This window comes from Microbacterium oryzae (assembly GCF_009735645.1).
Classification (GTDB): domain Bacteria; phylum Actinomycetota; class Actinomycetes; order Actinomycetales; family Microbacteriaceae; genus Microbacterium; species Microbacterium oryzae.
This window is the reverse complement of record NZ_CP032550.1, coordinates 2,193,163-2,210,345: the sequence shown is the minus strand read 5'-3', so window position 1 is coordinate 2,210,345 and position 17,183 is coordinate 2,193,163. Positions and strand designations below refer to the sequence as shown.

General features: G+C 72.2%; 21 protein-coding genes. 17 read left to right on the top strand and 4 right to left on the bottom strand.

The annotated features are described in order from the left end of the window. The first annotated feature begins 15 nt into the window (after positions 1 to 15). From D7D94_RS10380 to D7D94_RS10325, 13 genes are read left to right on the top strand one after another with little or no spacing between them, the layout of a single operon-like run. The gene (locus D7D94_RS10380) at positions 16 to 1,368 is read left to right on the top strand and encodes a YcaO-like family protein (protein ID WP_156242532.1); all 1,353 of its coding nucleotides are present in this window, start codon (positions 16 to 18) and stop codon (positions 1,366 to 1,368) included. A 59-nt stretch (positions 1,369 to 1,427) separates the two neighbouring features. Beyond that, positions 1,428 to 2,111, top strand: a complete 684-nt coding sequence (locus D7D94_RS10375) for a hypothetical protein (RefSeq protein ID WP_156242531.1) — start codon at positions 1,428 to 1,430, stop codon at positions 2,109 to 2,111. Further along, complete coding sequence (locus D7D94_RS10370; RefSeq protein ID WP_156242530.1) at positions 2,104 to 3,759, top strand: nitroreductase family protein; 1,656 nt, start codon at positions 2,104 to 2,106, stop codon at positions 3,757 to 3,759. The genes D7D94_RS10375 and D7D94_RS10370 overlap by 8 nt, the downstream gene beginning before the upstream one ends. Then, complete coding sequence (locus D7D94_RS10365) at positions 3,756 to 4,532, top strand: nitroreductase family protein (RefSeq protein WP_156242529.1); 777 nt, start codon at positions 3,756 to 3,758, stop codon at positions 4,530 to 4,532. Before D7D94_RS10370 ends, D7D94_RS10365 begins: the two co-directional genes overlap by 4 nt. Before the next feature lie 34 nt (positions 4,533 to 4,566). Continuing rightward, positions 4,567 to 4,746: a thiocillin family RiPP gene (locus tag D7D94_RS10360; protein ID WP_156242528.1), complete on the top strand. Its 180-nt coding sequence runs from the start codon at positions 4,567 to 4,569 to the stop codon at positions 4,744 to 4,746. Positions 4,747 to 4,786: 40 nt separating this feature from the next. Then, positions 4,787 to 4,963 (top strand): thiocillin family RiPP, encoded by a 177-nt coding sequence (locus D7D94_RS10355; protein WP_216648655.1) that lies wholly within the window; start codon positions 4,787 to 4,789, stop codon positions 4,961 to 4,963. 48 nt (positions 4,964 to 5,011) lie between these two features. Further along, positions 5,012 to 5,191 (top strand): thiocillin family RiPP, encoded by a 180-nt coding sequence (locus D7D94_RS10350; RefSeq protein WP_156242527.1) that lies wholly within the window; start codon positions 5,012 to 5,014, stop codon positions 5,189 to 5,191. A gap of 58 nt (positions 5,192 to 5,249) precedes the next feature. After that, a complete protein-coding gene (locus D7D94_RS10345; protein ID WP_156242526.1) occupies positions 5,250 to 6,389 on the top strand; it encodes a zinc metalloprotease in 1,140 nt (379 codons plus the stop codon). Positions 6,390 to 6,391: 2 nt separating this feature from the next. Continuing rightward, positions 6,392 to 8,809 (top strand): hypothetical protein, encoded by a 2,418-nt coding sequence (locus D7D94_RS14285; protein WP_216648654.1) that lies wholly within the window; start codon positions 6,392 to 6,394, stop codon positions 8,807 to 8,809. Next, complete coding sequence (locus D7D94_RS10340) at positions 8,794 to 9,807, top strand: lantibiotic dehydratase C-terminal domain-containing protein (RefSeq protein ID WP_173024297.1); 1,014 nt, start codon at positions 8,794 to 8,796, stop codon at positions 9,805 to 9,807. The genes D7D94_RS14285 and D7D94_RS10340 overlap by 16 nt, the downstream gene beginning before the upstream one ends. Continuing rightward, positions 9,804 to 10,178 (top strand): hypothetical protein, encoded by a 375-nt coding sequence (locus tag D7D94_RS10335; protein ID WP_156242524.1) that lies wholly within the window; start codon positions 9,804 to 9,806, stop codon positions 10,176 to 10,178. Before D7D94_RS10340 ends, D7D94_RS10335 begins: the two co-directional genes overlap by 4 nt. After that, the gene (locus D7D94_RS10330; RefSeq protein WP_156242523.1) at positions 10,171 to 10,323 is read left to right on the top strand and encodes a hypothetical protein; all 153 of its coding nucleotides are present in this window, start codon (positions 10,171 to 10,173) and stop codon (positions 10,321 to 10,323) included. The genes D7D94_RS10335 and D7D94_RS10330 overlap by 8 nt, the downstream gene beginning before the upstream one ends. Before the next feature lie 56 nt (positions 10,324 to 10,379). Continuing rightward, positions 10,380 to 11,405 (top strand): helix-turn-helix domain-containing protein, encoded by a 1,026-nt coding sequence (locus tag D7D94_RS10325; RefSeq protein ID WP_156242522.1) that lies wholly within the window; start codon positions 10,380 to 10,382, stop codon positions 11,403 to 11,405. 7 nt (positions 11,406 to 11,412) lie between these two features. Here D7D94_RS10325 and D7D94_RS10320 read toward each other — a convergent pair whose 3' ends face one another. From D7D94_RS10320 to D7D94_RS10310, 3 genes are read right to left on the bottom strand one after another with little or no spacing between them, the layout of a single operon-like run. After that, positions 11,413 to 11,589: a hypothetical protein gene (locus tag D7D94_RS10320; protein WP_156242521.1), complete on the bottom strand. Its 177-nt coding sequence runs from the start codon at positions 11,587 to 11,589 to the stop codon at positions 11,413 to 11,415. 9 nt (positions 11,590 to 11,598) lie between these two features. Beyond that, positions 11,599 to 12,246: a response regulator gene (locus D7D94_RS10315; RefSeq protein ID WP_156242520.1), complete on the bottom strand. Its 648-nt coding sequence runs from the start codon at positions 12,244 to 12,246 to the stop codon at positions 11,599 to 11,601. After that, positions 12,243 to 13,538: a sensor histidine kinase gene (locus tag D7D94_RS10310; RefSeq protein WP_246171768.1), complete on the bottom strand. Its 1,296-nt coding sequence runs from the start codon at positions 13,536 to 13,538 to the stop codon at positions 12,243 to 12,245. Before D7D94_RS10310 ends, D7D94_RS10315 begins: the two co-directional genes overlap by 4 nt. Before the next feature lie 153 nt (positions 13,539 to 13,691). Between D7D94_RS10310 and D7D94_RS10305 the strand changes: the two genes are divergently transcribed. Continuing rightward, on the top strand, positions 13,692 to 14,123 hold the full coding sequence (locus tag D7D94_RS10305) for a VOC family protein (RefSeq protein WP_156242519.1): 432 nt from the start codon (positions 13,692 to 13,694) through the stop codon (positions 14,121 to 14,123). Between the two features lie 4 nt (positions 14,124 to 14,127). Further along, the gene (locus D7D94_RS10300) at positions 14,128 to 14,751 is read left to right on the top strand and encodes a dihydrofolate reductase family protein (RefSeq protein ID WP_156242518.1); all 624 of its coding nucleotides are present in this window, start codon (positions 14,128 to 14,130) and stop codon (positions 14,749 to 14,751) included. Between the two features lie 18 nt (positions 14,752 to 14,769). Here D7D94_RS10300 and D7D94_RS10295 read toward each other — a convergent pair whose 3' ends face one another. Continuing rightward, complete coding sequence (locus tag D7D94_RS10295) at positions 14,770 to 15,612, bottom strand: exodeoxyribonuclease III (RefSeq protein ID WP_156242517.1); 843 nt, start codon at positions 15,610 to 15,612, stop codon at positions 14,770 to 14,772. Positions 15,613 to 15,686: 74 nt separating this feature from the next. Here D7D94_RS10295 and pyrE point away from each other — a divergent pair, with 74 nt between their 5' ends. Beyond that, complete coding sequence (pyrE, locus tag D7D94_RS10290; protein ID WP_156242516.1) at positions 15,687 to 16,265, top strand: orotate phosphoribosyltransferase; 579 nt, start codon at positions 15,687 to 15,689, stop codon at positions 16,263 to 16,265. A 6-nt stretch (positions 16,266 to 16,271) separates the two neighbouring features. Continuing rightward, complete coding sequence (locus D7D94_RS10285; RefSeq protein ID WP_156242515.1) at positions 16,272 to 17,180, top strand: ROK family protein; 909 nt, start codon at positions 16,272 to 16,274, stop codon at positions 17,178 to 17,180. The last annotated feature ends 3 nt before the right edge of the window (positions 17,181 to 17,183 follow it).

Here is a 17,183-nt window from a genome sequence, read left to right as displayed (position 1 = left end):
TCGCAAGGAGCGCACATGGACCTCCGAACCGCCACGGCCGCTCCCGGCGCCCAGCACGACCTCGGCAAGCTCGCCGACCTCGACCAGCTCGTCGGTCCGTACGGGGTCGTGCACGGGGTCGACCGCCTTCCGAATCATCCGGGCGAGCCGGGCTTCCCGATCTACGTCGCTCAGATCGGCGACCTCACCCCGCTCTCGGCGAACGTCGCCGAGTCCACGGCGGGCGCCTCCACGCGAGGTCAGATCGACGGAGCCGGCGGCGCTCTCGACGCCGAGAAGGCGTCGCGTCTCTGCCTCGCCGAGGCCGTGGAGCGATACGCCTCCTGTTTCGTCCCCGAGGACCAGCTCGTGTGGGCGAGCAGCGACGAGCTCGGAGACGAGGCCGTCGATCTCCGGCGCTTCCCGCAGTGCTCCGACGCGGAGCTGCGCAATCCGCGCTCCATCCACGCACCGGTGGACACCGCGGCGCCGATCCGATGGGTTCGCGGCTGGTCGCTCACCAGGGGCAGGGCCGTCTACGTCCCGGCGGTCTCGACGTGGCTGCACATCCCCGCGCGCACCATGGCCGAGCGCTTCACGATGCCCATCTCGACCGGATGCGCCACGCACACCTCGCTGACCCAGGCCGTCATCAACGGCCTGAGCGAGGTCATCGAACGCGACTCGATCGCCCTGACCTGGCTGCAGCGGATCCCGTGGCCCCGCCTCGAGATCGACGTCGAGGACGAGCGCCTCGCCCCCTTCACGGAGCGCTATCGGTCCAGTCACGTGAAGACGCTCTTCTTCGACGCCACCACCGACGTCGGCGTTCCCACCTTCTACTCGATGGACGTCACTCCCGACAACGAGGTGCTGGGCCAGCTCGTCATGTGCAACACCTCGCTCGATCCGGTCGACTCCGTCGCCAAGATGATGCGCGAGTCGGCGTCGTCGCGCATCGCCATGCAGGCGTCCCGAGGCAGGCCCGATGACATCGACGAGTTCACCTCCGTCTTCCACGGCGCCAGCTATATGGGGGAGCCGGAGCGCATCCGCGACTACGACTTCCTCACGGGGTCCGACAGCACCCGTCGGCTCTCGGAGATCCCCAGTCAGCTCACCGGGGACGCCGACGAGGAGCTGCGGCAGATGGTCGCCCGCCTCGAGCGCATCGGCGCCGAGGTGCTCGTCGTCGAGATCACGACGGACGAGGCGCGGGCCGCCGGATTCCGAGTGGTGCGGGTGATCGTTCCGGAGCTCATGCCGCTCTCCTTCGTCCACACCGGGCGCTACCTCGCTCATCCGCGCCTGTACGAGGCGCCGCGGGCGATGGGCTATCCCGTGGCCGACGAGGCCGGCATCAATCCCCTGCCGCAGCCGTTCGCCTGAGCGGCGAGCGGACAGACGCAGACACACAGACAGACAGACAGACAGACAAGGACTTGGACATGAGAGTGCATCTGCTCGCGGCCGGCCCCGTGGCCCAGGCGGTCGCCGCCCGGCTCGCGGCCTCCCTGCGATCTCAGGGGGACGTCGTGCGGATCGACGACGCCGTCGGCCGCGTCGCGGTGGATCCGTCGCTGTGGCCGCACGCCGACCTCAGGATCGTCGTGGCGTGGCGGGAGTCGCGCGCGCTCCTCGAGGCGGTGGACCGCTCGTCGGCCGAGACCGGCGTGCCGTACACGCAGGCCGTCTTCGCGCACCCTCGCCTGCGTGTCGGCCCGACCGTCGTCCCGCGAGGATCAGGCGGATCGGCCGACGCCGCCGGCGGATGCCAGCGCTGCTTCGAGGGTCGTCAGCGCCAGCACGATGCCGGAATCGCTAAGGCCGAGCCGCTGTGGCGACGCTACGACGAGGACGCGACCGCCGGCCCGCTCGGATACCTGCCCCACCATGTCTCGGCCGCCGTGGCGCTGCTGGACCAGGTGGCGCGCCAGGCGAGGACGGGGCACCTCGATGACGAGCGCAACGTCGTGCGCGCCCTGCACCTGCTGCAGGGCACCACCCACCGCAGCGAGCTGATCCCCGTGCACGGCTGTGCGCGATGCGGAGCGCCCCGGGCCGACGCGTCGTGGGCCGACCTCGCCGCCGCATTCGGCGCCGTGTCCGAGGAGGGTCTCGCGCATGTCTGACTCCGGAGTGCTCGAAGCCGTCGCGATGAGCCACGCCGCCCTCAGCGACCCGCAGTTCCGGCTCCCGTCACGGCCCCGGTTCGCGGAGGGGCTCGTCGTCGTCCCCTCGGACGGCGGAGTGATCGTGGAGGGCGGCCCCACCCGCCAGCTGCTCGGAGGGAGATCCGCGGCCGCCGTCCTGGACCGTCTCATTCCCCTGCTCGACGGCGAGCACGGGCTGGAGGAGCTCGCGGCGGAGTCCGGGCGCTCCCTCGCCGACACTCACGCGACGGTCGCGCTGCTGTACGCCAGCGGGCTCCTCGAGGATGGCGCGGTCGCTCCCGAGGTCGGCGACGCCGATCCGCAGGCGATCGCGTTCTATGCGCGGACGATCGACTCCACGCGGGTGAACGCGTCCGGTGCGCAGGCCATGCAGCGCCTCCGCGCCAGTCGTGCGGTCGTGGCCGCCGACGCTCGCTCACGGGGCTTCGCCGAGATGATCGCCGCCGAGCTCACGGCAGGCGGAGTGGGCAGCGTCGACCTGGTCGACGCGGGATCGACCGCCGTCGACAGCGCCCTCGTCCTGCTCGTCGGGGCGTCACCCCTGCTGAGCCGGACCGCTGCAGCGGCCGCTGCCGAGGGCGCCGGCGCCTACCCGGTGCGCCTCGACGGCGAGCAGCTGCTGTACGGCCCGTTCGTGGAACCGTCGTACACCCCGCACTACGACGACCTCGCTCTCCAGATCGACGCGGAGGCGGGGACGGCGGAGCCGACGGACGAGCCGGCGTTCGCCGCCGCGATGGTGGCGGGCGATGTGCTCGCACTGCTCTCGCGCGTGGGCGCCGTGCCCTCCCAGCAGTCACTCGTGCGGCTGGATCTGCGCACTCTCGTGCAGGAGCGGCTCGTCGCCGTCTCGTCGACGCCCGACGGGATCCCGCTCGCGTACGCGTTCGAGGCGTCCACGGCGTTCCCACCGCGGTCCCTCGCCTCGCCGAAGGACCACCAGGTGCACTACAAGCAGTCGAACATCGTCCTGCAGCGCGAGTCGAAACGGTGGCCGAGCGCGCCCACCACTCCGCTTACGCAGCGCGCCGCCATCCGGCAGGTCGACGGCCTTCCCGATCCCGCCGCTCCGGCGACGGCCACGGATCTCACGGCGGGGATGCTGGCGGACATCGTCACTCGGACCGCCGGCAATCGCGACGAGGGCACGCCGCGCGAGGGCAAGGTCCGCCGGTGGGCGGCCACCGGCGGAAACCTCGGCTCCGTGCAGGCCTATGTGCTCGCGCGCCGCGTGGACGGCCTCGCCGCCGGCGTGTACGGGTACCAGCGCGGAGACGATTCCTACGCGCTGCTGCCCTGGGCGGACCCGTCCGCCGATCTGGCGGGAGTGTCGGAGTCTGCCGACGCGGTGCTCGTGCTGACGGGAGCACTGGGTCGCGTGGCGTCGAAGTACGCGGCCTTCTCCTGGCGCATCGTGCACCTCGACGCCGGCGTCGCGCTCGCTCAGGCCCGCCTGCTGGCCGCCGCTCACGGCGTGCACACCGAAGTCGCGCCCGCGTGGGATGACGACGCCGTCGCCGCACTCCTCGGCATCGACCAGGATGCCGAGCCGATCACCGCCGTCGTCTCGCTGACGACGCGCCGCCCCGAAGGGAGCCGCAGATGACCTCCACCACCCCCGCAGGGGCGACGCCGCTGCAGCGACTCGCGCCGCAGCACGCGCTCATCGCGGAGCTGCAGCGCAGCGCCCGCCAGGGGCCCGCGGAACTCGCCGCCCGGCCGCGTGCCCATTCCTCGCGGCCGCGGACGACCGGGGCGGCGCCGGTGGAGCTGCCCTTCGTCCCGTTGACCGCGGCGCCGTCCCAGCCGGGGGACAGCCTCGACGACGTGCTGGATCGCCGGGAGTCGGTGCGCTTCTACCGCGAGGAGCCCGTCGCAGCGCGGACGGTCGCGCAGGTCGTGCGGGCTGGACGGCACGCGGACGCGACGGCGTGGCCGGCCGAGGCGGAGGCAGGCCTCGGGATCGACCTCATCGTCGCCGCCCGGCGGATGGCCGGCGCCGCTCCCGCGATCTACCGACTCGAGGAGGGCGGCTTCACGCCGCTCGCGCCCCTCGACGACGCGGACGACCTCGTGCTCCAGATCGAGTACGCGTGGTCGCCGGTGATCCTCATGGCCGTGGCGCCCCTCGCTGACGCCCTCGATCGCTGGGGCGACCACGGCGAGCGCCTCGTGAACATCCGCTCCGGCGCCGCGATCGCGGCCGCCCTGCACGAGGCCGCCGCGCTCGGTCTCGTCGGAAGCCCCTTCGCGGGCTTCCTCACCTCAGGACTCCGTCGGCTCCTCGACGTCGACGGCTACGCGAACGCGCAGCTGTTCGCTGCCTCCTTCGGCCATCCGGTCGACGGCGGCGAGGCCTTCACGGGCCGGCCTCGTTGAGGCGCATCACCCCTCCCTCAGAAAGGACACCATCATGACCCACCACGACGCACCCCGCGAGGATCTCTTCTCCGTCGAGATCGAGGACCTGGAGGTGGGCGAGCTGCCCAGCGACGCGGCGCTCGCCTCCTTGAGCAGCGGCTCGACCGTCGGCTCCGCCTCCTGCCCCGCCTCGTCGGCGTCGACGCTCGGCACCGTCGGCTGCTTCGGCTGACCCCTCCCATCCCTCCACCCCTCACGAAGAAGGAACCCTCATGACCGACATGAATCGCGACGACCTCACCGCGCAGGACCTCGACGGCGACTTCGGCATCGACGAGCTCGACGCGCAGACGGCCCTGGGCACCTGGGGCTCCGCCGGCACCTTCAGCTCGGCGTCCTGCCCCGCATCGACGGCGAGCTCCGGCGGATCCGCCTCCTCGTTCGGCTGACCTCTCACTCCGACCACCACCACACGCACCACCGAAAGGACAACAACCATGTCGCACATTCCCGGTGAGAACCAGGACCTCTTCGCTCAGGACCTCACGGTCGAGGAGCTCGACAACCAGGTGGCCGCCGGCTTCACCACGGCCGGCTCCTTCGCGACCGGAGGCTCCGCCTCCTGCCCCGCCTCGTCGGCGTCGACGGGCAGCAGCTTCTCCAGCGCCGGCGACTGAAATGCGGGTGCGGTCCGGCACGGCCGGACCGCACCCCTCACCCCGAATCGAGGAATCCATGAGCACCACAGTCCCCCGCCGCGAGGCGACGGAGTCCGCCGAGTCGGCGCCTGTCGCCTGGTTCCGCGAGTGCCGGCCGCGGCTGCGCGACGACGTCGAGCTGCTCGAAGGACTCGACGAGCGTCCGCTGCTGTTCATCGGCGAGTCGGGTCGCTATGTGGCGGTCGGCCGCGATGTCGTGCCGCTGCTGCCGCGTCTCGACGGCCGGTGCACCGGCTCGGAGCTCGCCGCCGAGATCGGCGGCGGACGACCGGAGGATCTCGTCGAGGACCGGCTGGCCCGTCTTCTCCATGGTCTGCGCCAGGCGGGGGCCCTCGCTGAGCCACCGGAGCGCCTCGGCGGTCGCCGCGGCGTCGCCCGCTTCATGCGCCGCGAGCACCTCCTGCGGCTGCCGCTCACCCGCTCCGTGGGACGTGTGCTGGAGCCTGCGGTGGCCCCCATCCGCAGCGTCCCGGGCTCGGTGCTCGTCGCGATCTGGACATCTGTGGCCCTCGTCGGCCTCGTGGTCGGGGCCGTCGCCCTGACGACAGCGGGGGCCGGATGGCAACCACCCGCGCACGCGTGGCTCATCTACCCGATCGTGTTCGCTCAGATCGCGGCGCACGAGCTCTCGCACGCGCTCGTCTGCCAGTACCTCCGGGTCCCGGTGCGCGAGGCGGGGATCGGCCTCATGCTGTACGTCATGCCGGTCGGATACGTCGACCGGACCGACGCCTACCGGGTGCAGGATCGCCGCTCCCGGGCGTTCCTCTCCCTCGCCGGTCCCGTCAACGACCAGATCTGGTTCGGCGCGACGGGCGCGGTCGCGCTGACAGCGCCCGGCGAAGCCGGCGACATCGCCTTCCTCCTGCTCATCTTCCAGGTGCTCCTGACGGTGATGAACGTCAATCCGGTCACCCCCTCGGACGGGTACCACGCCGTGTGCGCCCTCGTCGGCGAGGTCAACGTGCGCGGACAGGCGCTGTCGTACCTCGCGCACCGTGTCCTGCGCCTCCCCTTGACCCCGGCCCTGGCCGCGACCACGAGCGCTCGCCGGCGCTTCTTCGTCTGGTACGGCCTGGCCTGCCTGGCCTTCCTCGCACTGCTGGTGGCGGGCATCGCCCGCACCGTCGGCTTCCTGATCGGAGCGATCGCATGATGATGTCCTCGACTTCCGCGCCCGCCGCCGCCGCGCCCGTCGCCGCGTCGGACCCGGCCTCCGATGCCGGGCTGCGGCTCGACCGGGTCGCCGGTCTCGCCGTGGAGCGGCTGCCTCCCGCGCTCGTCGAAGCCGACGATCTCGCGGCGCTGCTGGACGCGCAGGCCGCCGAGCTCGCCGCCACCGGCGAGCGACTGAGCGAGGCCCTGTATGCGCTGGTGCCCCTGCTCGACGACGACCGCGCGCTGCGCCGCGGCGTGCTCGCGCTGCGGCGTGCGACCCGTGCCGAGGGGGCCAGGATTCCCGCACCGCCGCTGCTCGACCGCGTGCACGGGGCGCTCGAGCGGCATCGCCTGGACGCCGCGGCTCTGGAGGCCTGGGTCGGTGCGCTGCGGCGCTGCGAGGAGCTCGACGAGGCGCTCGTCGCCGCGACGGCCTCCGGTGTGCGGCGTGCGACTCGGGCGCTCGAGGCGCTGCGGGATGACGACGACTTCATGTCGGCGGTGGCGGACGCCAGCTGCGACTTCGCCGCGGCGCCGGGCCGACAGCCTCTGCTGCCGGGCCGCCACGCCGCCCGGAGCCTGCTGGCCTACGCCACTCGCGCGGCTCTCAAGACCAGTCCGTTCGCGGGACTCACCACCGTGGGACTCGCCGGCTCGCGGCCGGCTCGCTCGACCGCGGCGGTCACGCACGCGTACGCGGCGGCCTGGCTCGACGTCCTCGCGCACGACGAGACCGCGATGCTCGCCTTCGACGTCGAGGCCCTCGACACCGGGGGTCTCGACCCCGCATCGGACGCCGTGGCGGTTCCGGTCCTCGTCGAGAGCGACGAGTTCATCTGGCGCCGCAGCGCGGTCGTGCATCTCAGGCAGGCAGGGCCGGTGCTGGCTCGGCTTCAACGGGTCGGCCGGGTCTCCGCGTCCGCGCTCCTCGAGATCATCGGCGGAGAGGACCCGTTCGCCGTCTACGTGCGCCTGCTCGACTCCGGACTTCTGCGAGTCGTCGCGCCGTGGAAGCTCGGAGAGCACGACGCTCTCGCCGTGCTCTCCGAGCACCTGCGCACCCGCCTTCCCGGCCATCCGCTCAGCGTGACGCTGTCCGACCTGGTACAGGGCGCGCAGGGTGTGCTCGACGGACGGGGACGCGACCGCGCGACCCGCCGCGTCTCCTTGCGGGACCGTGCGCAGCGCGCGCTTCGCGAGCGGGGGGCGAGTGCGGCCCGCAGCCGCTTCGAGCTGTACGTCGACACGGCGCCCGGCGAGGCGGCATCCGGTCCGGAGGAGCGCGCCTCGGCGGAGATCGAGCGCTTCGCAGACGCACTCGGAGCACGGGTGCGCCGCTCCACCGCGTACGAGGCGGTCGTGGCGCACTTCGTCGCACGCCACGGAGCAGGCGCCACGGTGCCGTCCGCGTGGCCGTGGCTTCTGGAGGCCGGCAGCGACGAGGCGCTCTTGTCGAAGGTGCACGCGCCGCGCGCGAGCGCGTCCGACCGACCGCGCGGGACGTCGATGCCGATGCCGTCGGCCGCGATGACCGTGCAGATCGCCGGTCCGGAGTCGCTCGTCGTCGTCAACCAGGTGCTGGACGGCCAAGGCGGGATCGCCACCCGGTTCGCCCGCCTGCACGACGGCCCGGATGGCATCGCCGCGCGGGTGGCCGCTCGCGCCCGGCGGCTGGCAGCGGGCGCGCGGGCGGTGGAGTTCGTCCCGTCGGCGGATGTGAACGGCATGCAGGCGGCCGCGAGCGGCGTCCTGCCCCGCCTGCGGCTGCCCGTGGACGGGCCCTGCAGAAGGGCCGGCGACGAGGAGACGGCGGTCGCGGCGCTCGCCATCCGCCATGATCCGGTCGCTGACGCCCTCGAGCTCGTCGACCTGGCGGGGCGGCCTGTCGCGCCGTTCTACCTCGGGCTCGTGCCGTCGCACCTTCTGAGCGGGCCGGATCGCATCCTCGCTGTGCTCGCGAACCCCTGGCGGGTGCCGCGAGTCGGCGCGAGCGTGTTCCCGACGCTCTCGGATCCGCAGCGCATCGTCGACGAGCCGCGGCGCACCGACGGGAGCGTGGTGGTTCAGCGAGCGCGATGGAGCGTGCCGCGGGAGCTCCTGCCGTCCTTCCCCGACGCCGACGCCGCACTGCTGCGGGCAGCAGGACGATGGCGACGCGAGCACGGCATCCCGCCCGAGGTCTTCGTGCGCCTCATCCGCGAGCGTCCGGGCTTCGACCCCGTGACGCGCAAGCCCATTCCCGTGGAGCTGCGCAGTCCGCACGCGCTGCGCCACCTGGCCGCGGAGATCGACGACACGGTCATCGGACTGGAGATCACCGAGGCGCTGCCCAGTCGGGCGCAGTTCCCGCACGTCGATCGCGAGGGCGGCCACCGTGCGGTCGAGCATCTTGTCTTCCTCTCGTGGACGCGCCCATGATCACCTTCGGATCAGCTCCGCACCCGGACGACATCGCCACGACCCCGCAGTGGTGGTACGCATGCCTCTACACCGGCGGCATGGAGGCCGCCGACGACGTCATCGCCGGACTCCTCCCACCGCTGCTGGCCGAGGTGCGGGCACTCGGCGCCTCGCGGTGGTTCTTCATCCGCTACTTCGATGAGAGCGGGCCGCATATCCGGCTGCGGGTCTTCGGACCCGGGCGCAGCCTCGACCGGCTCGTCCGGACGATGACCGATCTGGGTGCGCATCTCGAGCTCATCGCGACCGCTCCTCGCGCGCGACAGGTCGAACTCGTGCCGGGCGCCGCCGCCGCGATCCTGGGAAGCGAGCGCAGGACCGTCGGGCAGCGGGTCGCGGTCTACGAGCCGGAGATCGACAAGTACGGCGGTCTCGAGGGCGTCGAGATCGCCGAGCAGATGTTCGAGTTCTCGTCGGAGCTCGCGCTGTGGGGCGTGAGCGAGCATGAGAAGGGACGCAGCCGTGACGGCCTGGCGGCCCTGCTGCTGGCCGACACGGTCGGTGCACTCTGCTACGGCGCTCGTGCCGCGCGCTGGGAGCGGCGCCGCTCCTGGTCGTGGCGGGACTACTGGATGACGCACGCCGACTGGTGGACCGGCGCGCGCACCGGCGCGGCCGCGCTGCGGGACCGCCTCGAGCGCCACGCGTCCGCACACCGGCACGTCGTGCACGAGCGCATGCGGGCGGTCGCGGCGAAACCGGACGTGAACGCCTGGCGTCGACGCTGGTTCCGGGCGATGGACGACTACCTCGCCACCGCAGGCTCCCTTGCGGTGCCGCGCACGCCGCAGCATCTCGCGTTCCATCAGAACCACATGCTCATGAACCGCCTGGGATACCTGCCCAGGGAGGAGGCGCTGCTCGGGATGCACGCGCGCGACTGGATGGCGCCGTGCCCGACCGAGCGCGAGAAGACGGGGCCCGACGGACCCCCCGACGAAAGGACATCCTCATGACCTCATCGACCTCCGCTGCCCGCGCAGCCGGCTCCGGAGCGCTTCCCGCCGTCCTGGCGAGTGCGAGCTGGGCCGGGCTGGCCGCCCTGCTGCTCACCGGAGCACAGGCGCTCGGACTCGTCGTCGCGGTCCTGCTCGTCGCCGTCGCGACCGCCGCGGTGACCGTGGTCGGCTTCGTGCGACGCCGTTCGCACGGGCGGCCCGACCCGGCCCTCGTCGTGGGGCTGGTCTCGCCCATGATCGCCCTCGCCGCCATGACACCCATGTTCGCGCTCGGCGGCGCGCTGGTGTTCGGGGTCTTCTGCCTCGCTGTGGCAGTCGAGATGGCGGTGCTGGCGGTCGTCTCGGCGCGAAGCGGGCGCCATGCCTGACCGGGGAGACGAGGGCGCTCGTCCCCGCGGTCGGCCCGCCGCCGACGCGGACCTCGATCCCGACAGCGGGCATGACGACACAGACGACGAGCAGGCGCGTGCGCATCGTGACCTCGAGTGGGCCGAACGGCTCTGGCAGCCGTGATCCCCGTCGCCCGGTGCCGCCCTCGATAGGATGCACGGGACGACGAGGGGAGTCGGATGCTCAGCGAACACGCGGCGGACCTGTATCTCTACGTGTGCGCGCACGACGACTGGACGATCGAGTCCGCGTCGATGGACCTGGGCGTCCGACTGCGCGATCTCGAGGCCGCTCGGGAGGAGCTGCGCGAGCGCCGACTGCTCGTGCAGCCGCACGGGGGCGAAGCGACGCTCGTCGCCGTCGCACCGGACGTCGCGCTCGCCGAGCTCGTCGACGCCGATGAACGGCGCATCCACGAGCTGCGCTCGTCGGTGGCGCATCGGCGCAACGAGCTGATGGCGCTGCTGCCGGCGTATCGCCGAGCCAGGGAGGGAGCGGCGACCGATGCGCAGGTCGAGGTCGTCGAGGACCCGGAGACGGTCATGCGCCTTCTCGTCGACATCGGGCGGCGCGTGTCGCGCGAAGTGCTCATCGTGCAACCCGGCGCCAGCGGCAGCGTGGAGCGGCACGAGGAGTCGAACGAGAAGGACAGGCAGCTGCTGGCGCAGGGTGTCGCCCGTCGCACGCTGTATCACGACCGGCGGCGCGACCACATCCCGACGCAGCGGACGGTCGCAGAGCTGGAGCCGCTCGGCGCCCGGTTCCGCACACTCCCGGTGGTGCCCTTCCGCATGCTGATCTTCGACCGCTCACTGGCACTCGTGGGGCGGCAGCGCGACGCGGACGACCGCGCAGCCCTCGTCATCAGGGCGCCCGACGTGGTGGCGGCGTTCGTGTCGGTCTTCGACGCGGCCTGGGAGTTCGCCTCCCCGTTCCATGCGGAGGACGAGACCCGCGTCGGCGATGGACACGGGCTCACTGCGGTGCAGTCGGCCATCCTCTCCGGACTGAGCATGGGGCTGACGGACGAGGCGATCGCCGGTCGTCTCGACATCAGCGTGCGCACCTGCCGCCGACACATCGCCACCCTGTTCGAGATGCTCGGCGCCGAGAGCCGATTCCAGGCCGGAGTGCTCGCCGTCGGCCGGGGCTGGATCCCGCACCCCGCCGCCGCGCGCCTCGCGTCCGTGCGGGCGGCCTCCTGAGTGCCTGTCAGTCGCGCCGCAGGGTGGGGATGTCCTCCTTCGGCACGTAGAACGTCACCTCGCCGGTCTCGACGTCCACGCGTGCCGACAGCGGCACCTTGCGCAGCATGCGACTGCCGGAGGAGACAGCCACGCGATACGAGGAGGCGGCGTAGACGTCCAGGTCTTCGATGTGCTCGGTCATGAGGGCACCCTACGCCAGCCCATGGCGGTGCGCGTAGACGATGGCGGCGACCCGGTCGCGGACCCCGAGCTTCAGCAGCACGTTCGACACGTGGGTCTTCACGGTGGCCTCCCCGATGAACAGGGCACGAGCGATCTCGGAGTTGCTCATCGCCTGGGCGAGCAGCTGCAGGACCTCCGCCTCGCGGTCTGTGAGCGGAACCTCGGATGCGGCCGGTGCCGGCGTCGGAGTTGTGCGCGCATGCCGCTCGATCACGCGCCGGGTGACCTCGGGTGCGAGGAGCGCGTCGCCGCCGGCGACCACGCGGACGGCGTTCACGAGCTCCTCGGGCCCGGCGTTCTTCAGCAGGAAGCCGCTCGCGCCCGCGTCCAGCGCGGAGAACAGGTAGTCGTCCCGGTCGAAGGTCGTCACGATGACCACCTGGGCGGCGGTGCCGGCCGCGACGATGCGACGCGTGGCCTCGATGCCGTCCATGTCGGGCATCTGCACGTCCATGCACACGACGTCCGGGCGCAGCTGGGCGGCGAGCGCGACGGCCTCCCGACCGGTGCCCGCCTCGCCGACGACGTCGACTCCGGCGGCTTCGAGGATCATCCGGAAGCCGGTCCGCATCGTGGCGTGGTCGTCGACGAGGAGGACGCGAGTGGAGGCTGTCATGACTCTGCTCCCGCGTGCAGGGGAACGGTCACCCGCACGCGGTAGCCGCCCTGCTCTCGGGCGTGCAGCTCGAGGACGCCGCCGGATGCGATGGCGCGCTCGCGCATGCCCAGCTGACCGAGACCGGGGCGGGCGCCGAGGGCGATCCGACCGGTGTTCGTGACCTCGAGCTCGACCGCATCCCGGGTGTAGCGGACGCGCACCTCGGCGCGCGCCTCCGGCCCGCCGTGCCTGCGGGCGTTCGTGAGAGCCTCCTGCGCGATCCGGTACAGGTTCACCTGCACGATGTCGGGAACGGGAGCGGGCTCGCCGACGACGACGTGACGCGTCGGCGTCCCCGACGCGGTCATCGCCTCGGCGAGTTCGGAGAGGCTGGTCAGGCTCAGGGTCGACGGCGCTCCCTCGGCGAAGTCGGGGTCGCCGTCGGGAGAGCGCAACGTGTCGAGCAGGTGCCGCAGCTCGGCGATCGCCGAGCGTGCGGACTCCTCCACCACCGCGAGCGCTCGGCGTGCGGACTCCGGATCGCGGTCGAGGACGGTCCGGGCGGCGCCCGCCTGCACGCCCATCGCGGAGACGTGGTGGGCGACCACGTCGTGCAGCTCCCGCGCGATGCGGACGCGATCGAGCGCGACGGCCTGCGCGGCCGTGAGCTCGCGCTCCTCCTCCAGCTCGCGCGTGCGCCGCTGCAGCACCGCGCGGTCGCGGGCGGCGGCATAGGCCCGATTCCCCATGTAGTACGCGCCGCCGAAGTAGGCGGCGTTGATCAGCCACATGAGCAGCATGTAGGCGACGTACGGGGAGAGCGCTCCCGCGAAGTTCTCCTCCAGATGGTCGGCGTCCGTGGCTCCCGTGAACGTCGACACGAGCAGCCACAGCGCCATCCCCACCATGATGAGCACGCGGGACAGCGCTGCTCGTCGGCGGTCCTCGACCCAGGCTCCGACGGTGAACATCGCGATGAAGATCGCCACCTGGCTCACGTACAGCTCCGTGAACTGCAGCGATGCCGCCACGAAATAGGCGCTGCACACGACGACGGCGGTGCCGATCGGGAGACGTCGGCGCAGCGCGAGCGGCAATGTCATGAACGCGCTCGCGAGCAGCGACCAGCCGGCGTTCTCGGGCGTGGAGAGGAACGAGCCAGAGAGCGTGGCGAGGGCGATGCTGATCACGGCGGCCACGAAGAGGGCTCCGGCGAGCAGGACGTCGCGCCGCAGATCCTGCGGGCTGATCGGCGGGGCGACCTCGGCGCTCCGCTCGGCAGCGCGGGGGGCGTCGGTCGCGGCGGTCACCCTTCCACGGTAGAGGAATGAGGGACCCGCCTCCCTCCCCCGGGTGACGGAGCCGGTGACGCTCTTGACACGGATGCGAGCGGCTCGCGAGGCTTCTGCCAGGTCCGCGAGGGACGCGGCCACCGCGACGATGCGAGGAGCACTCCCACGGCCATACAGATCTTCGTCAATCTCCCCACCGCCGACCTCGACCGGGCGAAGGCGTTCTACGAGGCCCTCGGCGCGACGATCGTGCCCGCTTTCACCGACGAGAACGCCGCGTCCATCCGGTGGGATGAGAACGTCTTCTTCATGCTGCTGACACGCGAGTACTTCGCGACCTTCACCTCCCGGCCGGTCGTGCTCGGCACGGAGGGAGCGCAGGTCATCACCGCGATCAGTCGCGAATCCCGCGAGGAGGTCGACGCCATCCGCGAGCGGATCCTCGCCGCCGGCGGATCCGAGAACAAGGAGCCGCAGGACCACGGCTTCATGTACTCCGTGAGCATGGCCGACCCCGACGGCAACATCATCGAGTTCATGTGGATGGACCCGGTCGCCGCGCAGGACGGCCCCGAGGCGTTCTTCGACCAGCAGGGCGGCTGACGACATGACCGGGCAGGGCCGGATCCGGATCGATCTCTTCACGACGCTGGACGGCGTCGCGCAGGCGCCGGGCGGTCCGGAGGAGGATCCGTCCGGCGGCTTCCCCTATGGCGGATGGCAGGCGCCGCTCTTCGACGAGACGGTCGGCCGCGAGGTGGGCCGGGCCATCGACGAGATCGACGCGCTGCTCCTCGGCCGGCGCACGTACGACATCTTCGCGGGGTACTGGCCGCAGCATGAGACCGGCGAGGACGGCGAGATCGGCGTGAAGTTCGGCGCGGTTCCGAAGTACGTGGCCAGCCGCGGCGAGCCCGACCTCTCCTGGCGCGGCAGCGAGCGAATCGGAGCGGATCTCGCCGCCGACATCGCGGCCATCCGCGCCCGTCACCGGCTCACGGCGGTCATCGGCAGCGTCGACCTCGTGCACACGCTGCTCGCGCACGAGCTCTACGACGAGCTGTGCCTGTGGGTGTACCCGGTGGTGCTCGGCCAGGGGAAGAAGGTCTTCCCGGATGGCGCGGCGCCGGCGAATCTCCGGCTCACGTCCGCTCCGGTGGTGGGGGAGAGCGGCGCGGTGCTCCTCCGCTACGCGCCCGTCGACCTCGAGCCGCGCACCGGCTCGTTCTGAGACGCGCGCCGCGGCCGATCAGCCGAAGATCATCGGCACGTCGTCATCGTCCTCGGGGGAGAGGTCGAGGTCGACGACGACCGGCACGTGGTCGCTCGGCGCCTCGCCCTTGCGCTCATCGCGCGCGATGGAGGCGCCGGTCACGGCGTCGGCCAGCGCGCGCGATCCCAGCACGAAGTCGATGCGGATGCCCTGATTGCGCGGGAACTTCAGTCGCTGGTAATCCCAGTACGTGAAGCCAGAGGGGATGAGGGGGCGCACGACGTCGGAGACGCCGGCTGTCTCCAGCGCGAAGAAGGCGTCGCGCTCGGGCTGCGACACGTGCGTGGACACGCCCTGGACGATGTCGGGGTCGCCGTTGTCCTCCTCGAACGGGATGATGTTGAAGTCGCCGACGAGGGCGAGCGGCAGGTCGGGCTGGGCGGCCAGCTCCGCGCGGGTCGCCTCCCGCAGGGCCTCGAGCCATCGCAGCTTGTACTGGTAGTGCGGGTCGTTCAGCGAGCGGCCGTTCGGCACGTAGAGGCTCCACACGCGCACCCCGCCGATAAGAGCGGAGATCGCCCGCGCCTCCTGGGGGGCGTCGTCGCCTACATGCCCCTTCTGGAATCCGGGCATGCCGACGAACGCATGCTGCACGTCCTCCAGCGGCTCGCGGCTGGCGATCGCCACGCCGTTCCACTGATTGAGCCCGTGCGCCTCGACGTGGTACCCCGCGGCCTCGAAGCGCTCATAGGGGAACTGCTCGGGCTTGCACTTGATCTCCTGCATCGCGAGCACGTCGATGCTCTCCCGCTCGGCGAACGACACGATGCGGTCGACGCGGGCGCGGATCGAGTTCACGTTCCAGGTGGCGAGGCGCATGACTCCAGCCTATTTCGCTCCGCCGCCGTCACTCGCGGACGGGGTCTCCGCCCGGCGCTCTCTAAGCTGGTCGCATGGCCATCGCATCCACGCCCGAACTCGAAGCCGACCGGCAGGAGCTCATCCGCCTCGTCACGGAGGACGCCGTCTTCCACGGCGACTTCACGCTCTCGAGCGGCAAGCAGGCCACGTACTACGTCGACATGCGCAAGCTGACGCTCGACCACCGTGCCGCTCCCGCCATCGGGCGCATCATGCTCGACCTCATCCGCGACATCGACGGGGTCTCCGCCGTGGGCGGACTCACGCTCGGAGCCGACCCCATCGCCAACGCGATGGTGCACGCCTCGGTGGCCGCCGGCCGTCCGGTCGACGCCTTCGTCGTGCGCAAGGAGCCGAAGGACCACGGCCGCGGTCGCCAGATCGAGGGCGCCGAGGTCGCCGGCAAGCGCGTCGTCGTGCTCGATGACACGGTGACCACGGGCGGCTCGCCGCTGAAGGCCGTCGAGGTGCTGCGGAATGCCGGCGCGGAGGTCCTGGCCGTCGCCACGATCGTCGACCGGAAGACCGGTGCGCAGGAGCGCATCGAGGCGGAGGGCCTGCAGTGGCTCGCCGCGATCGATCTCGACGACCTCGGCCTGGAAGCGCAGTAGATCCCGATGACACGCATCGCACTCGCCATCGACCTCGGCGGCACGAAGATCGACGCCGCGCTCATCGACGCCGACGGACGCGTCCTCGCCGAGGGCCGCAACCGCCGGCCCACCGGCCCGGAGATCACGCCCGACGGACTCCACCGTGCCGTCACCGAGGTCGTGTCGCACGCGCTCGCGCACCTGCCGGACGGCGCGCGGTTCGTCGGCGCGGGTATCGGCAGCGCGGGGCCGATCGACCTGCAGGCGGGGGCCATCCACCCCGTCAACATGCCGAGCGTGCGCGGGTTCGCGCTCCTGGAAGCCGTGCGAGACGCCGTCATCGCCTCGACCGGCGAGTTCGACCCGGTCGTGCGGCTGCGGCACGACGGCGGGTGCCTCGCGCTCGCGGAGTCGTGGCTGGGCGCCGCGGCGGGAGCCCGCGCGTCGCTCTCGCTCGTCGTGTCGACGGGGGTCGGCGGCGGCGTCGTCCTCGGCGGCATCCCCGTGGGTGGGGCATCGGGCAATGCCGGGCACCTCGGGCAGATGCACGTCGGCGAGCTCACGGTCGAGGAGATCGCGGCCGGCCCCGCCAGCGTGCGGTGGGCGCAGCTGCAGGGATGGCAGGGCGAGACGGGCGAGGACCTCGCCACGGCGGCGGCGGCGGGCGACCGCGTCGCGCGGGCGGCGATCGAGCGGTCGGCGAAGACGGTCGGGCAGGCGCTCGCCGACGCGTCGTCGCTGCTCGACCTCGAGGTGATCGCCATCTCTGGCGGGTTCTCCAACGTCGCCGACGACTACGTCGACCTCGTCGGCGCCGCCCTGCGCGAGTGGGCTGGGCTGCCCTACGCGCAGCGGACGCGCGTCGTCCGCAGCGCCCTCGGCGGCGACGGCCCGATCATCGGCGCGGGCGCGCTCGTCCTCCGCGACGCCTGACGC

Coding starts and splice junctions, on each gene's coding strand:
- D7D94_RS14285 (WP_216648654.1), top strand. CDS start 6,392: ATGTCCTCGACTTCCGCGCCCGCCGCCGCCGCGCCCGTCGCCGCGTCG.
- D7D94_RS10320 (WP_156242521.1), bottom strand. CDS start 11,589: ATGACCGAGCACATCGAAGACCTGGACGTCTACGCCGCCTCCTCGTAT.
- D7D94_RS10300 (WP_156242518.1), top strand. CDS start 14,128: ATGACCGGGCAGGGCCGGATCCGGATCGATCTCTTCACGACGCTGGAC.
- D7D94_RS10325 (WP_156242522.1), top strand. CDS start 10,380: ATGCTCAGCGAACACGCGGCGGACCTGTATCTCTACGTGTGCGCGCAC.
- D7D94_RS10355 (WP_216648655.1), top strand. CDS start 4,787: ATGACCGACATGAATCGCGACGACCTCACCGCGCAGGACCTCGACGGC.
- D7D94_RS10315 (WP_156242520.1), bottom strand. CDS start 12,246: ATGACAGCCTCCACTCGCGTCCTCCTCGTCGACGACCACGCCACGATG.
- D7D94_RS10295 (WP_156242517.1), bottom strand. CDS start 15,612: ATGCGCCTCGCCACCTGGAACGTGAACTCGATCCGCGCCCGCGTCGAC.
- D7D94_RS10350 (WP_156242527.1), top strand. CDS start 5,012: ATGTCGCACATTCCCGGTGAGAACCAGGACCTCTTCGCTCAGGACCTC.
- pyrE (WP_156242516.1), top strand. CDS start 15,687: ATGGCCATCGCATCCACGCCCGAACTCGAAGCCGACCGGCAGGAGCTC.
- D7D94_RS10330 (WP_156242523.1), top strand. CDS start 10,171: ATGCCTGACCGGGGAGACGAGGGCGCTCGTCCCCGCGGTCGGCCCGCC.
- D7D94_RS10365 (WP_156242529.1), top strand. CDS start 3,756: ATGACCTCCACCACCCCCGCAGGGGCGACGCCGCTGCAGCGACTCGCG.
- D7D94_RS10345 (WP_156242526.1), top strand. CDS start 5,250: ATGAGCACCACAGTCCCCCGCCGCGAGGCGACGGAGTCCGCCGAGTCG.
- D7D94_RS10370 (WP_156242530.1), top strand. CDS start 2,104: ATGTCTGACTCCGGAGTGCTCGAAGCCGTCGCGATGAGCCACGCCGCC.
- D7D94_RS10285 (WP_156242515.1), top strand. CDS start 16,272: ATGACACGCATCGCACTCGCCATCGACCTCGGCGGCACGAAGATCGAC.
- D7D94_RS10375 (WP_156242531.1), top strand. CDS start 1,428: ATGAGAGTGCATCTGCTCGCGGCCGGCCCCGTGGCCCAGGCGGTCGCC.
- D7D94_RS10335 (WP_156242524.1), top strand. CDS start 9,804: ATGACCTCATCGACCTCCGCTGCCCGCGCAGCCGGCTCCGGAGCGCTT.
- D7D94_RS10360 (WP_156242528.1), top strand. CDS start 4,567: ATGACCCACCACGACGCACCCCGCGAGGATCTCTTCTCCGTCGAGATC.
- D7D94_RS10380 (WP_156242532.1), top strand. CDS start 16: ATGGACCTCCGAACCGCCACGGCCGCTCCCGGCGCCCAGCACGACCTC.